At 58.9% G+C, this 15,126-nt stretch carries 9 protein-coding genes; 6 read left to right on the top strand and 3 right to left on the bottom strand.

What is annotated here, in order from left to right:
* Positions 1–116: 116 nt before the first annotated feature.
* Positions 117–1,538, bottom strand: a complete 1,422-nt coding sequence (locus DHV10_RS07375) for a glycosyltransferase (RefSeq protein ID WP_109485585.1) — start codon at positions 1,536–1,538, stop codon at positions 117–119.
* Positions 1,539–1,552: 14 nt separating this feature from the next.
* Positions 1,553–5,785 carry a tetratricopeptide repeat protein gene (locus DHV10_RS07370; protein WP_239461324.1) on the bottom strand — a complete coding sequence of 1,411 codons (4,233 nt, stop codon included), beginning with the start codon at positions 5,783–5,785 and terminating at the stop codon, positions 1,553–1,555.
* A 317-nt stretch (positions 5,786–6,102) separates the two neighbouring features.
* On the opposite strand from DHV10_RS07370, the gene DHV10_RS07365 reads away from it, so the two are divergent.
* From DHV10_RS07365 to DHV10_RS07345, 5 genes are all read left to right on the top strand, one after another.
* Positions 6,103–7,839, top strand: coding sequence for a hypothetical protein (locus tag DHV10_RS07365; protein WP_239461323.1), 1,737 nt, complete (start codon positions 6,103–6,105; stop codon positions 7,837–7,839).
* Positions 7,836–8,966 (top strand): hypothetical protein, encoded by a 1,131-nt coding sequence (locus DHV10_RS07360; RefSeq protein ID WP_239461322.1) that lies wholly within the window; start codon positions 7,836–7,838, stop codon positions 8,964–8,966. The genes DHV10_RS07365 and DHV10_RS07360 overlap by 4 nt, the downstream gene beginning before the upstream one ends.
* Entirely contained in the window at positions 8,963–9,829 is an 867-nt protein-coding gene (locus DHV10_RS07355; RefSeq protein ID WP_239461321.1) for a hypothetical protein, read from the top strand. The genes DHV10_RS07360 and DHV10_RS07355 overlap by 4 nt, the downstream gene beginning before the upstream one ends.
* Positions 9,826–10,326: a hypothetical protein gene (locus DHV10_RS07350; protein WP_239461320.1), complete on the top strand. Its 501-nt coding sequence runs from the start codon at positions 9,826–9,828 to the stop codon at positions 10,324–10,326. Before DHV10_RS07355 ends, DHV10_RS07350 begins: the two co-directional genes overlap by 4 nt.
* A gap of 108 nt (positions 10,327–10,434) precedes the next feature.
* The gene (locus DHV10_RS07345) at positions 10,435–11,460 is read left to right on the top strand and encodes a glycosyltransferase family 2 protein (RefSeq protein WP_109485584.1); all 1,026 of its coding nucleotides are present in this window, start codon (positions 10,435–10,437) and stop codon (positions 11,458–11,460) included.
* 506 nt (positions 11,461–11,966) lie between these two features.
* On the opposite strand, the gene DHV10_RS07340 is transcribed toward DHV10_RS07345, so the two are convergent.
* Entirely contained in the window at positions 11,967–12,896 is a 930-nt protein-coding gene (locus DHV10_RS07340) for a glycoside hydrolase family 71/99 protein (protein WP_162601287.1), read from the bottom strand.
* A gap of 266 nt (positions 12,897–13,162) precedes the next feature.
* Here DHV10_RS07340 and DHV10_RS07335 point away from each other — a divergent pair, with 266 nt between their 5' ends.
* Positions 13,163–15,121: a lipopolysaccharide biosynthesis protein gene (locus tag DHV10_RS07335; RefSeq protein WP_239461319.1), complete on the top strand. Its 1,959-nt coding sequence runs from the start codon at positions 13,163–13,165 to the stop codon at positions 15,119–15,121.
* The last annotated feature ends 5 nt before the right edge of the window (positions 15,122–15,126 follow it).

Below are 15,126 nucleotides of genomic sequence, written 5' to 3'. Positions count from 1 at the left end.
TCTGGCGACCCGTGCGCGGGCCAGAGGCAATCAGGCTCATACATCTCATGAACGTCAACTCAGCTCTGCTGTAGAGGCGTCGTAAAACCGACCGCGGCAAATACAAAATGCCTGCGTTATGCGCGCTTTGAGGCTCCCGCCTTGGCAGCCTGGTACTCCTCCACCCCCTCCTTCTGGGGCGCTGCCTTCGCGTTCTCGTCAACCAGGACAGGCGATGCATGAGCGTTCTCATCGGGGAAAGTCTCTTCCAGTCCCCAGTGCGGCGAACGTTCATTCGAGCGCATTGCCTGTGTCCACGGAATGTGCGAACCAACTGGAGAAATGCCGTTCAGAATCTTCTTCTTCGCCTTCTGCAGCTTGAACCACCGCAAATAATTCGCGATCACGTTCTTCATCGTCATCTGAACGCCGGCCGCGAAGTTCTGTTCCGCCATGCTGTGCTGCAGTTCCTGCGACTTCAATATCTTGATGAGCTGCTGCGCAAGGTCTTCGTGGTTGCCGACCTCGTAGAAGCGCACCGCCATGTCTTCATCAGTCACCATCCCGCGGAAGTCGGGAATGTCCGCGCAAACAATCGGCACTCCAAACTCGCACGCCTGGTGCGCGGGGCCGCTCGATCCGGTTGCCGAGTCATACGGCAGTACGAGGATCGAGGTTGATTGGAACAAATCCGGAATCGCCTCTTCCGCAACGTATCCCTTGAACTCAATCGGAAGCTCCGGTGGCTGCGCATCGCGAATCGACTCCCAGTAGCCGGCGCGCGTGTGGTGGTTAGCGCCCGCGACCACCAGCTTCGCCTCCGGCACCTCCTTCACCACGATTTGGAACGCCGCCATCAGCGTCTCCAGCCGCTTGTAAGTTCCCCAGTGCCCGATCGCCAATATGCGCTGGTGCGGATTCCCGCGCTTGCTGAAGTCGGGCGGCTCAGGCTCCGACGAGAAGGTCCCATGCGTTCCCAGCAGCACATTCTGCGCGTTGTACTTGTTCACCAGTGTGCGCCGGTACCCGGGCAGCAGCACCGTCACCGAGTTGGCGCGCAGCAGCGCGCGTGTTGCGAAATCCGAACCGAGCTGATACAGCCGCTCTCGCTTCACTCCCGCCGCCGCAAAATCAACATGCTCGATGATGTGGTGCAGCGTAATGTGCGTATAGAAACCGGCAGCGCGCACCATCGCCGGGATCGACAACCCTGCAAAAGCGGCAACCGGATTCTCCGGCGTCGCAAACGATGAAAAAACGAGATTGAACCAGACGATATCCGGCTTCAGCGCGCGAATCGTATTCAAGAGGCGAACCGGATTCGACATCGATGCGAACTTCCAGCACCGCACGACATTGAACCCCGGCAGTTCCGGTTGCGCTCCCACTTCAATGGGTTTGCCATTCTCATCGGTTGCGAAGTCATACTGCGTGAGTTCATCGGCCAGAATCGTGAGTTCCACATCCGGACGATTCTTCAGTTCGCGCGCGATGTGAAATGAGTACTCGTTGAGTTGTCGACCGCTCGGGGGAAACGTTCCTACTAGACAAATTTTCATCTTAGCTATAACCCCTAGAAGATACTTACCTGGATGAACGGCCGTATCTGGCTGTGTCCGCCCGGGAAATTGAAGAAAGTCTCTGTTTGCACCCCGCCTGAGAACCGGATGGGGTATTGAAGCATCAGCTCGCCCGAGTCGTCGCGGAACTTCCGCTTGAACGGTCTTGCGTATGAAACCAAAAATCCGTTTTGTGTTGCGTCGTAAACGTGGAAACTGCGCGGGCTCGAGAATGCGGTGCTCGCCTGAACTTCCCAGTTCTTCCGCGGCCTGAAGTCGACCGACGCCGCCGGACGCACATCCTGTGCGATCGCGGAGCGTCCCTGAACCACGCGCCACGCCCGCAGATCTTCAAGCATCCCGCGCACCATCAGCCGCTCATTGAAGCGATGCTCCCACCCCACGTACGAAGACGTAAGGTAATCCTCGATCTCGTTCGGGTGAAACACCTGATCGTTCGCTCCCCAGCCCGTCACAAGCGTGTTCTTGCCCCACGGTGTGCCCACCCGGAAGTTCAATGCTCCCGCCAGAGCGCGCGAGTGTTCGTTGATCTCCGTGAATGGACCGCTCTCGCGGATCAGATACCCGTTCACCGAAATCGCATTGAAGAACGAGCTCGTATCCATGTAGAGGAACGTGCGCAGCAGATTCTGGTTCAGTTCGTGCGGCGAACGCGAATCACGACGGATCGTCGTTTGCACGCCGCCGCTGAAGGTCATCACATTGCGGCCCAGGTTCACGCTCGGATTCAGCGCGAAATTCAGCGTCCAATCCGTCGTGTCACGATTTGCAATCGAGTTAGTCGCAGGCACTGAGATCTGACCGCGACTGTTCCGGATCTGGAAGAATCCTCCCGGCTCCGGAAGCTTGCCCAAGTGCAAATGGAACGCATTCGTCGACTGCGTCTGCAGCTGCGAGCGCGGCGGAGGCAGCAGGGAAGGCGTCGTGCTCGGAACCGCGAACGTCGCATCCAGCTTCGAATCCAGAACGTAGACCGACGAGTCTTCGAAGATCGGCTCCATCAGAAAGTCCGACAAAACGCTGACCTGCGGGGTGATCCGCAACCCCTCGTTCGCTCCTGCCTGCAGCAGGCTCGTTGTTGCAGACTCGTCTTCGCCTTCAGCATTCGAAGCCTGTGCGAACGAGGTGAGCGCCTGCACGTTGCGATGCTGCTGCCGGTAAAGATTCGCCTGTGCCAGCAGGTATTGATAGTCCGGAGCGCTCTCCGCATCTCGCTTGATCGCCGAAAGCTCGGCATTCGCCTTCGTGGTCTCTCCCAGCGCCAGGTACGTATTCGCAAGCCCGATACGCACAGACGAGTCGGGAGCTCCCGCGGCCTTGGCATGCTCGATGTACGATTCCGACAGCTCGTAATCGTGCAGAGAGCGGAAGATATCCGCAGCCTGGATGTACTGGCTGCCGGTTGGGGGCAGGGAATCGCCCGATGCGGCTTCCATCATGGCCAGCGCAATTTCGCGCTGCGCGTCATCGTTCCGGTCCTGCTGCGCCATCGTCTGTGCAATCGCAAGTCTCACACTGACGCGGTTCGCCTGCGGCAGCTCCAACGCCTTTCGATACCGTCCCATTGCGGCCTTCTGGTCGCCGAGTTCCGCCAGCGCCTGCCCGGTGGAGATGAACGTCTCGCTCTGCACCGACTCCGCGTACGGATTATCCGGCGGCGGTGCGGCAGCAGCGAGTTTCTCCGCCACTTGCACATACTGGAAGGTCTGATCCCGCTGGCCCAGGAACGCATAAGAACGTGCCAGCATCGCGGGAATCGCCGGATTCTCCGGGCCGTACTTCTCGGCCACCTTCAGCTCATCAATCGCGTCGTGGTATCGGCGCGCACCGAACAGCGTTCCCGCCAGCCCAAGATGAAGCGCCGGATCGTCAGGCGTAAACTTCAGCGCGGCCTTGTACTCGACTGCCGCCTTGGTCAGCATGCCCTCGCGTCCGTACGCAGTGGCTCGAATTACGTGCACGTTCTTCGAGTCGCCCATGATCTGCTCCGCGAGATTTGCGTGGCGGATTGCGGCCTGCGACTTGTGCAGATTCAGATCGGCATACGCAAGTCCAAGATTGGCTTCGCCGTTCTTCGGATCCCGCTTCAGCGCAGCTTCAAAGTCCTCTGACGCGGCATCTGCCTTATGCATGTCGTTCCGCATATAACCGCGGTTCACATAAGCTGTTACAACTTCCGGATCCCGCTTTAGCGTCTCGGTGAAATCCTGCTCCGCTTCTTCCGACTTGCCCAGGTGCTTGTAGACGTATCCCTCGAGCAGCGGAATATCCGGTTCCTTCGGCAGCACGGTCATGTACTGCTTCGTCAGAGCCAGCAACTCGTCCCACTTCTCCATGTGCAGAAGGTCGTACCCCAGGTAGACGACAACGTCGCGATCGTGCGGCAGAACCTTGATCGCCTGTTGAGCGACCTTAGCCGACTGCTCATAATCCCCGCGGAAGCTCAAGTACCGCTCCTCTTCACGCAGGAACTGCGGTTCGCTCGCCATCTCCGGCGTGGAACGCGCCATCCACTTCCCGGCAAGTCCCAGATCGTGCGCCTCGATCGCCGCGTTCATCGCACCCGCAACGACCATCGCGTTCTTCGGCGACAGGTCGTACGCCTTTGCATACGCGCTCTCCGCCTGTTTGTATTTCTTGCGCGCGGTGTACAGATCGCCAAGCGCCGCATACCCGACATAAAGGTTGGGATCCACCTGCGTCAGTCGCTGGAAATACTTCTCCGCATCCTCGTCGCGTCCTGCCGCCCGCGAAGCATAGCCGAGAGACGTCAGCGCAAAACGATTCTTCGCATCGATCGCCAGAATCTTCTTGTACGTCGCAATCGCCTCTTCCGTGCGTCCCAGCTTCATCAGCACGTCGCCGTTGAGCTGCAGCCCGCTCGGATTGCGGCTGTCGATTGCCAGCGCATCTCTCACATCGGCCAGCGCTCCATTCGGATCTCCCGAAGCAAGCTTCACCTGTGCCCGAAGCCGAAGGAATGGCGCTCTGTTCGCACCCTGCTCGTTCAGCTTGTCGATCTGCTCCTTCGCCGTCGCCACCTCGCGCTGCGAATCCTGATCGTCACGCTGCGACTTGTACAGATCCGAGAGGTTCATGTGGAGTTGAATTCCATACAGCGGCCCCTCGACCGGCTCTGCGGGAAGATGCGCAATCGCCGTCTTGTACTCGTTGATTGCTTCCGGGGCCTGATCGTGAATACGCGCAATCTCTCCCTTGATCGCGTGGAGCCTGTAGTTATTCGCGTCAATGGTCGCTGCCCGCTGCAGAAACGCGTCAGCCTGCCCTGTCGTACCCGCCGCCACCGCAGCCTGTGCCGCCGACAACTGCAGATTCAGATCTTTCGGCACCGCGTTCGCCGCCTGCGCATACGTGCGCGCCGACTCATCGAGCTTCCCATCAAGCTGATACGTGTACGCCAACTCCGCCACCACGTCCGGCCGCGGATGCTTGATCGACTTCAGCGCTGCAACCGCTTGGTCGTACTTGCCCTCTTCGCGGTAGTACCCCGCCATCGCCCGCTGCACCTCTGGATTGTCCGGCGCCTTTTTCCTCGCCGCCTCCAGATACCTGTTCGCCATGTCCGGCTTGTTCAGGTGCTCGTAGCTGATGGCCATCAGCAATTCTGACCGCGCATCGGGATGTGCCCGCTCCGCCTGGTTCAGCGCATCGAGCGCGGAGTTGTAATCCCCCGACCGCATGTAGATATCGCCCAGCACCAGCGCATCATTCGCCCGCTTCGGACTTGCCGCCAGCACCTGCTTCAGCAGCTTTTCCGCCTGGTCGTTTTTCCCCATCGCCGCGTAGGTCTGCGCAAGGCCCGACAGCCCCTCCAGCGAAGAAGGATTGATCCGCAGCCCATGCGCATACGCATCTGCCGACTGCTGATACCGCGCATTCAGGCGCGCCGCATATCCCACCAGGAACCACAGCTGCGCATCATTCGGCGCCGCCTGTGCCGCTCTTTGAGCAAACTCCAACGCGCGAACCTTGTCGCCGCGCTGCAACGCCTGTTCCGCCGCGCGCCCCAGCCGCGCGTTCTCAATGTTCGAGCCGAATCCAAGATTTGGCTCCTGCGCAGGTGTCTGCTTCTGCGATTGCTTCTGTCCCGGCTTTGAATTTTGGTTTTGAGTTTCAGGTCCGATCTGGTACGTCTGCGCGTAAGAACTGCAGACTACGGCGAGCAACACCGCCAAATAGGCAGAATTCAGGAATCTAGCTTTCAATTAAGTTCACCCAGTCCGCTCTTTCACTGCAGGAGTTCACACAGCCGCGAACTCACGGTTACTTCGTTAGATTCCAGAACAGGCCGGAAGCGTTGGCTGGATTGTTCTCTCTTGACCCGTTTGGGTCATGAAGCAAACTCAAGCGTTTCCGCAGTTTTGGCCCTCCCATACAACCGAACTCACCTCAATGTGAATCGAAGGAGAAAGGCTCAAACCTACCGGGGGGCTGCAGCGCGGTTTTTACTTCATGGCACCGAGCTAGATTTTCACCCGAAAGATTTCCATGAGAGGAACCTGTGCAGAAGTCTGAAGCGCACTTGTCCAGACGTCCAATTCCACTTTCTTTCATCCTGATGGCGGTTTTGCTGGTCCACCTGCCGCTCTTGGTGATGAAGCTGCCGTTGAAGTCGTACGACACCAATCAGCACATCTTCTTCGCGTCCCACTATCTCCAGCACTGGTTCGACCCGTGGAACACGAAGTGGTATGCAGGATTCTCGCAGACCACCTACCCGCCTCTGCCCCAGCAATGGATCGCAGTCCTGTCGCACATTACGGGACTCGAGTATGGCTACATGGCGGTACAGCTGGTCGCAATCCTTCTGCTCGCCGTCGGCGTCTACCGTTTTTCGCTCCTCTGGGTATCGCCGCGTGCGGCATCCTTCGCGGCGCTCGCCAGCGTCTTTCTCGGTTCTGAGAGCTTCCTCGTCTACTCGGCCGGACAGCTTGGCACCACATCGGCGGCGCCCATCTACCTCAACGCCTTGCCGTTCCTCTTCGAGTGGATTCGCTTCGGAAGGTGGCGCGCATTCATCAAGGCTTCGGTCCTCTTCGCCGCTGCCGCAGCCGCGCACCACGCAACCCTGATCTTCGGATCCTTCTTCTTCGCCCTTCCCGTCGTGGCCCTTGCCATCATGGAGCGCGAAGAAGGCGACGAGTCCGAGCGGTCCTCGACGGCGGCTCTCATTGCCCGCACCGTGGCAATCGTCGTTGTCGTCACTGCGGCCATCGTCGTCGTCCTTCTGCCCTTCTGGATCGCGCTGATTCACTACCCTGTCACGCAGGAGCCCATCCCCCACGCCAGCCGTGCCAACTACATCCTCAGCCCGTTCTGGGGACTCAACTACTTCATCGTTCCCTACGGCGCAGTCATCCTCGCCTTCCCGTTTATCTTCTGGCGCGGAGCCGCAGTCCACAGGCTGCGTCCGCTGCTGGTAGGCTTCTGGCTTGCGTTTCTCGTCGGTCTCGGCGGAACCACGCCCGTCAGCCAGCTGGTTCTTCGTCGCGCTGGCGAAGTCATCACCATGGAGCGCTTCAGCTACTGGGCTACGCTTCTTGCGCTGCCCTTCATCGGCGTCCTCGTCACCGAGCTGATTGATCGCTTCAAGACGCCCGCCATCGCCACCATCTGCACCCTCGCGGCGCTCACCTGCGGCCTCGCCGTCGCATGGTCCACAATTCATCCGCCCGATGCGCAGGAGTTTGACACCAAGCCCGTCGCAGACTGGCTCGACCGCGATGGCCACGATCACTATCGCTACATAACGCTGGGCTTCGGTAACAAGATCGCGCGTCTCGCCATGCAAACCGATGCAGGCAGCGTCGACGGCGAGTGGAACTCCGCCCGTCAGCTTCCCGAGCTCACCGCCCACGGTGCCGGCACGCTCACCAGTTCCAAGTTCTTCGGCAAAAACGGCATCGATGCGTTGCGCGCCATGCTCGAGCACGCTGACCACTACGGTTTGAAGTGGGTCTTCGTTCGCGATCACTACTACGATCCGCTCCTGGCCTTCGCCGGCTGGCGGCCCGTCGACAATCTCAACGACCACACCATCATCGTCTGGAGCAAGGATGGGGTGCCGCCGGCTACGCCGCTCAACGCTCCGCAAATTCCGCCCCATTGGCAGGGACTGCTGTGGGGGCTTCTCCCCTTCGGCTGCAGCATTCTGGCAATCCTGGTGCTGCTCATTCCGGAGCGCCGTCCTTTGGAGAGCCGCATCGCTTTCCCTTCTCCAGCCGAGGAGGAATACGTACCAGGGAGGTTGGCATCGTGAGCAACGGAGGAAGACTGCTGGCAATTGCACTCGCCGGCGCAACTGTAGCTCTAGTCGTAATTGGAACCCTCTGGCCGAACAAAGCTGCTGCCGCTTTTTCCAGCGGAGAGCAGTTCTCCACCTCGGCAGGTACTCCCGAAGCAGCGGTTCGCTCGCTGGGTGAGCAGATTCGCGCCAACGCCTATCAGCGCGCCTACGATAGCCTCGCCAACAAAGGCGAGTTCAGCGAGCAGCAGTTCCACCGCGACCTCACCAGCGGCTGGCCTGACCTTCGCACCTACGCAACACTCAGTGACTTCCAGGTCCAGCCGCTTCACGCATCCGACAGCGAGGCTGACGTACGCCTCAAGATGCAGTGGTCCACCGTCGTCGGGCCCTCGCCAAGCTCCCGCGATCTCCATCTCGTCAACAACGGCGGCAGATGGCAGGTGCAGTGGCCCATCACCAAGGAGCCGGTGGTTCCTCCGCAGGTCATTCCAGTCAACTATCTCCGCTGGGACGTGATTAACCGCAGCTCCGCAGACGATTGGGGCGCGCAGGACGTTGAAGGCCCTCATGTGCGCATCGTCGACATGCACCCGGTCCAGCGCGCGGAAGGGCTTGTGCTTCTTGGAGAGTTGCTGAACGAAGACGTCATTCCCGCTTACGTGTCGGTAACAGCTACGCTTTTATCTAAAGATCAGAAACCGATCGACACAGAAGGCAGCTTCGACAACATCTCCCACCAGCTTTTGCCCAAGCAGGTTACGCCCTTCCTCATTCGCTTCCCCAACGTCACACTCTCGCAGGTTGGCAGCGTTCGCATGCAGCCGTTCTCTCAGCTGATTTCGGCCTCAGCCGATCCAGTCATCGAGATTCAGAACGAGAAGCTCAACCCCGCGCCTGACGCATCGGTGACCGGACAGCTCACCAATCAGAGCGGCCAGATTGCCAACGTTGCGCATGTCCTCGGCACCTTCTACGACCAGCAGGGCCAGGTCGTCTGGGTCGGCGATCAGTACGTCGATCACGCCTTGCTTCCCGGCGTTCCCGTCGCCTTCAACATTCATATCCCCGAAGACCTCGCGCGCAAGGTCAGCAGTCAAAGAACGGTGGTTGCTACCTACAGCTTTGGAGGGGCGCAGTGAGGGTAGGAATACCAGCACTCGTTTTTGGCCTCGCTCTGGGAATCACTTCAGCATCCGCTCAATCCGGCGATCTGAATCTTCCCAGGAGCATTCAGGCCGGGGCTGCCTTCTCCGTTCAGGCGGGTGGCAGCGGCAAGGGCACGCTCTACATCGTGGGTCCCGCCCAGTTCATCAAGCAGGACGTGCAGCTCGGGGGCGCCATCGAAGTCGCTGCCGGGGCGCTTTACAATGCGGGACACTACTCCGTCTGGGTCACCTCAGACTCGTCCACGCAGAGTGGCTCCATCGATGTCACGCCTGTCCAGAAGCCTTCGGATCTGACCTTCATCGCCAAGCCATCTCGCCTTCCCGTCGCGCTGCATAATGCCATCACTGGCTCAGCCTACGTTTTCGACAGCTACGGAAACCTGATCACTAAGCCAATGCAGGTCTCCTTTCAGCTCACCAACCAGGGCAGCGCGCCTGAGACGCGCAACGTGGAAACCCGCAATGGCGCAGCCTGGACCCAGATGGACTCCGCCGCTCGCGAAGGCAAAGCGCAGTTCGTCGCTCGCGTTGGCGATGTTTCAAGCATCCGCATCGTGGGTGAGGTCCCCGGCGATCCCTGCAACATCAAGATGAGCGCCAGGCCCGCCGGCAACAAGATTCAGCTCGTCACCGAGCCCGTGAAGGATTGCAGCGGTAACGCTATTTCCGACGGTACGATCGTGACCTTCACTGCAACCTATGGTGCTGAGAAAACTACGGTCGACGTTCCACTCAAAAAAGGAATCGCATCTGTAGAAATACCGGCACATCGCGGCGCCACCATCTCCGTGGCCAGCGGCGTTGTTCTCGGCAACCAGATAAGGTGGGCACAATGATGATGCGGCGCCTCATCCTCGCAAGTGCGTTCGCTGCCGCATGTTCAGCCTTTGCGGCTGACGAGCCCACCGTGCACGTACAGCAGCCTCACCTCCAGGGTCCCCGCGAATTGCAGGACCAGACCGCGAAAGCTGTCGTCCAGGATTATCTCGACTCCTGGAAGAGCATGAGCAAGGCCCTTGATCAGAACCGCCCCGATCTCCTCGACCGCGATTTCGTCGGCGCTGCTAAAGACAAGCTCACGGCCACCATCAAGCAACAGAACGCCGCTGGAGTGCATTCCACATATCACGACCGCTCTCACGACGTGCAGATTCTGTTCTATTCGCCGGAGGGACTCTCGATTCAGCTGGCCGACAACGTTCAGTATGACGTTCAGCTGACCAAGGATGGCAAGTCACTGGGAACGCAGCAGGTAACGACCAGGTACATCGTCGTCCTCACGCCCTCTGAAGTTCGTTGGCGGGTGCGCATTTTCCAGTCTGAAGCGCAATGAATTCTGAATTAACTGCATCTAAACAATTGGGCCGGGTGTAAAGAAATCCCTTTTAGTGTCATTGCAAGTGAAAGGAGACCACCCAATGCGATCTGACAGGAGCTGAAGATGATCTCAATAGTCATACCGATTTATAACGAGGAAGAGCTGATCGAGCAGTTGAACGAGGCCCTGGCATCTGCTTTAAAGGGGGCCGTTGACGACTACGAAATCGTATACGTCAACGATGGTTCAACTGATTCGTCACTCGAGCTCCTTAGGGGCCTGCAAGCTGTAGATTCGCACGTAGTGGTTGTCGAGCTATCCCGCAATTGGGGACACATGGGGGCGATCAACGCCGGGCTTCAGACCGCGCGCGGACGCGCCATTATCCTCATGGATGGCGACTTCCAGGATCCTCCAGAAGTTCTCCCGCGCATGATCGACGCATGGCGCAAAGGCGCAGAGGTGGTCGTTGGTGTCCGCCGCACTCGCCAGGAGAGCCGGAAGCTCCTTGCATTCCTGTTCCCCTTGTTCTACCGCGTGCTTGGTTCCCTCTCCGACTATCCGATTCCCCTCAACGCTGGAATCTTCAGCTTGATGGACCGGAAGGCGCTCGATTCCGTCCTCGCCATGCGCGAGAAAAACCGCTATCTTCCCGGGCTCCGCGCCTGGGTGGGCTACAAGAACGCGATCGTCTACTACGATCGCCAGGACCGGCTCGGTGGCGAAGGCAAGCTCTCGTTCATCAGCCGCATCAAGTACGCGATGGATGCCATCACCAGCTTCAGCTATAAACCGCTGAGGTTGAGCTTCGGACTGTTCGGGTTCACGACTTGCTTCGCCTTCCTCATGGCGCTCTGCATGTTCATCCCCAGCAGCACCGTCGCTACAGCAGCCTTCGGCTTGGCCAGCGCAGTCTTCTTCGTCGGCGGCTTGGTCATGCTCTCGCTCGGCATCCTCGGCGAATACATCGGCAGAATCTACGATGAGGTGCGCAATCGGCCGCTCTCTCTCATCAGCCATGTGCACCGCCCGCAGGTGATGATCGAAACCGAAACCGGCACGATCGAAGTTCCGGTGGGCAGCTATGGTGTAGCCGGTGGACTGGCCGCAATTCAGGCCGTCAACTATCAGGAGCAGGACGCAGCCTGAACCCGAACACAGACTTCAAAGAACCCCGTCGCACCGCGGCGGGGTTTCTTTTTGCTCTGCGATGCTTTGTCAAGCGAGCCTCAGCCGGCGCGCAGAGCCAAGCTGTTGTTTCGCAACCACTTCGCTGCTCACCAGCAAATTGCAGTCTATTAAGGCGCATTGCGTGACAATGAAGTAATGTCAGACAGCTTCTCAGTCGCCTTCACACGAAGCCGCGCACGCGATGCATTTGCCGCACCGATCAACGTTGGTGCTGATACAGCAGCGACGTGGAATCGCACTTGCGCAGTCAGAAAGAGAGTAGGGAATTGATCGGTATTTTGATCCGGATCTGTAAACACGGGATCTACCCCTAACCCTGCAGCTCACAGGAATTTAAGAGAAACCCTGTATTGTTTTATTTCGCGGGTGGGGGTGGGGTCCCCCTCCACGCGAATCTCTCCATCGACCCCGGCGCAGGTCCGTAGCTCAACAAAACTCGAACTGCGCCCCGGCCGCGCCGTGCATCATCGCCCCGCGCTCGATGTGCTCCCCGCCTTGCCACCTGCTGTTGATACAGGCTTCACCCCATTCCCTTTGCCGCAGGTGTCGATGCCGCGTTCCATTGCCGTGCCTTCCTCATAGTCATTCCACGTGTCCAGCAGAATGAAGGGCGGCACTTGGTCCGGCGGAAACTCCTTCCGCCAGTAGTTGAACGTATCCTGATACGTCTGCCCGCAGCGCGCCGCAATGTGCCGGTTCAAGCCCCACGACGCCTTGCTGTCGTCGAACGTCGACCACGCGCCACCCACGATGATCTTGTCCGGATACTTCGTCTTCATCGTCTCGTAGAAGTGGCTCAGATACTGCTCGCCCCAGTCGCTGCCGTCCGGAGCCCAGCCCTTGTCGCCGGGATTCACCCACGCGTAGAAGCCGTCGAAAGCATTCGCGTACTGCCCCGGCAAGTTCTCCTGGATCAGGATCGGAGATGGATCCCACGTGTTTACAACAGCTCGCACCTTGTCCCAATTCGTGTGGCCGCCCTTGGGAAAGATGAAGATCACCGGATGTCCCTGGTACATCAGGTACGACGAGTACCCCTCCGACTTTGTCGTCAGGTACGTGTCGTGAAACATCGTGAAGTCCGCGATTGCCACATCGGTCGCATCGTCCTCGTGGTTCGTCTCGTCATACATCATCGCCACTTGGAAGTGATTGTCCGCCGCCGCCTTCTGCATCTCGGAGTACGCCCGATTGATGAACGGCTCTCGGTCGCCGTACCAATCGACGACGAAGCCCGTGATTCCCATGGCTTTCGCCGACTTGATCTGTCGATCGATCACGTCCGGATCCTGCGACGAATAGCCGACAGAGATGTGCCTCGGGTGGCCGAACCACGCCTCGTAAACGGCAAGAACTTGCGGCGAATTGCCCGTTGCCCGGTACTTCAGGCGCACAGGCGCGTCCGCGGCCGAGCTCAGACACCCGTGCGGAAAGGTGAGAAGAAGGAGAAGTGCACTTAAACGGTTCAGCATCAGATATTGAATTTAGAAGCTTTTCGGCGCCGCTCGGTTGTCGCGCTCCCTGGGTGTGCACTTCAAGTCATCAGCGAGCAGCCAACACCGTGTTTGTAGCATCCGATTAATAGAGGCCGTCTCAAGAGTTTATCCCACCATCAATGGAGACCGAGACGGCTCCATACCCATAGAATTCTGGAGTTTCGGTGGCCACTTCCGTAGTGCCAAGTAGAAAGACTTTGCAGGCACGGATCATCTCAGGCAGTATTGTCCTCCTTTCAGGCTCAGGTCTGAATACTGCTATCAATCTTGCCTACAACATCGCTGTGGCCCGTTATCTGGGACCGAAAGGTTTCGGCCATGCCACGGTGATCTACACGATCCTTGTCCTGTTGTCCGCTGTCACACTGGCTTTCCAGCTTATTGCCACAAAGATTGTCGCTCAGCAGCCGGACTCTGACGCGAAGTCGGCAGTCTACCGCCTGTTCCATCGCGCATCATGGTTCTGCGGTATTGTCGTAGCCCTGGGCCTTGTCCTCTTTCAGAAGGGAATCTCCGACTACCTCAATCTTCCGGCAGCCAGCCTCGTCAGCATCATCGCAATCGGCGCAGCCTTCTACGTTCCGCTCGGAGCGCGGCGCGGCTATATCCAGGGCACCTGCGGCTTCCGCAACCTCGCCGCAAACCTCGTCACCGAGCAGGCAGTTCGCCTCATCGGCTCGCTCGCGCTGATCTATATCGGCTGGGGCCTTTTTGGAGTGATCGCGGCGAACTCCGCTGCAATCGCAATCGCGTACTTCACGATTCCCGTGAAGCTGACAGGCAAGGCAGAGCTACCGATCCGGTACTCGCATGCGAGCCACGAGACCTTCCAGGCCGCTGTATTCTTCGCCGGACAGATGATCATCAACAACGGCGGCATCGTGCTGGTGAATCACTTCTTCCTTGCTCGCGAAGCCGGGTACTATGCCGCCGTGGCCATGGTCGGCCGCGTCATCTTCTCCTTCTCCCAGGCGGTCGTAAACTCCACCTTTCCTCTGGTCGCCGGCACCAGCAATGAAGAGCGAAGAGATCTGCGTGTCATCGCCACGGCTCTGGCTCTGGTGGTCGGAGTAGGAGCAGCAATCTCGGTCGCGCTCTGCATCGCCCCCGCCGAGTTGTGGACGCACCTCTTCGGACCGGATTTCTCCATCGCCGGCAAGTACAACTTGCCCTACCTCCTGGCGCTCTATGCCCTGGCCACGGTCATTTACTCCTTGGCAGGCGTCATCATCACCTTCGAGATGTCGTACAAGATCGCGAACACCAGTTGGGTGCAGCTTGCTTTCAGCTTCGTACTGCTGGGAGCATTCTGCATGTTCCACTCCTCACTGCGCGAAGTGGTTCTCGTTCAGCTCTTCTTGATGGTGGCGCTGTTCGTCTTCGTTGCTGTGCCGTTCCTCATCAATTCGCTTACAGATCCGAAGGACATTCTCGAACCCGGCTCAGGTCGTCCAGCGCGGCTTATCCGCCGAATTTCTGAGGACGCCGCGATCGCAGAGTTTCTGAAAAGCGATTTTCATGTTCCCGCCTTCCGCGACTACCACAAGACGCTGAGCGGGATCGTAACCAATCCCAACTTCGGCGACCCCGAAGAGAATGCAAAGCGGAGAGCCCTTTTCTACATCCGCCACTCCTACCTTTGGCGCGAAATCCCGCCCGATACGGAATGGTACGAGGTGGAAATCACAAAGGATGACCTGTCCAATGTGCGCATGTTTCCCCGTGCGCAATGGCGAAAGATCGCGAGCGGACGTTTCTCCTGCGTGCAAATCGCTGATGGTATGCGCAAGCGCGAGGATCAGCTTGACTCCGCTTTTGTGAAGAAGATACACGCCATCAGTCGCCGATTCGACGCAGAAGACCACGGGCTGAATGCTGTAATTCTCATTGGCACCAGCGAGGCTGAACCATTCACGGTCATCGATGGCAATCATCGCCTGATGGGTGCGTTGATGCACTCGCCGCAAGCCGTCTCCAGATTGCGCTTCATTTGCGGACTGTCTCCTCGCATGACCGAGTGCTGCTGGTACCGCACGAACCTCCTCACCCTCTTCCGGTACGCGAGGAACGTGCTCACCCACTCATCTCGAAATCCGGCAGCGGAACTCGCCCGGATGCTCTGATCGCC

This window comes from Occallatibacter savannae, from assembly GCF_003131205.1.
Lineage (GTDB): Bacteria > Acidobacteriota > Terriglobia > Terriglobales > Acidobacteriaceae > Telmatobacter > Telmatobacter savannae.
The sequence above is the reverse complement of the archived record's forward strand: the minus strand, read 5'-3'. Positions and strand labels throughout refer to the sequence as shown.

What these genes read in the sequence shown, in the direction of transcription:
- DHV10_RS07375 (WP_109485585.1), bottom strand. Translation starts at nt 1,538, where the DNA reads ATGAAAATTTGTCTAGTAGGAACGTTTCCCCCGAGCGGTCGACAACTC.
- DHV10_RS07350 (WP_239461320.1), top strand. Translation starts at nt 9,826, where the DNA reads ATGATGATGCGGCGCCTCATCCTCGCAAGTGCGTTCGCTGCCGCATGT.
- DHV10_RS07345 (WP_109485584.1), top strand. Translation starts at nt 10,435, where the DNA reads ATGATCTCAATAGTCATACCGATTTATAACGAGGAAGAGCTGATCGAG.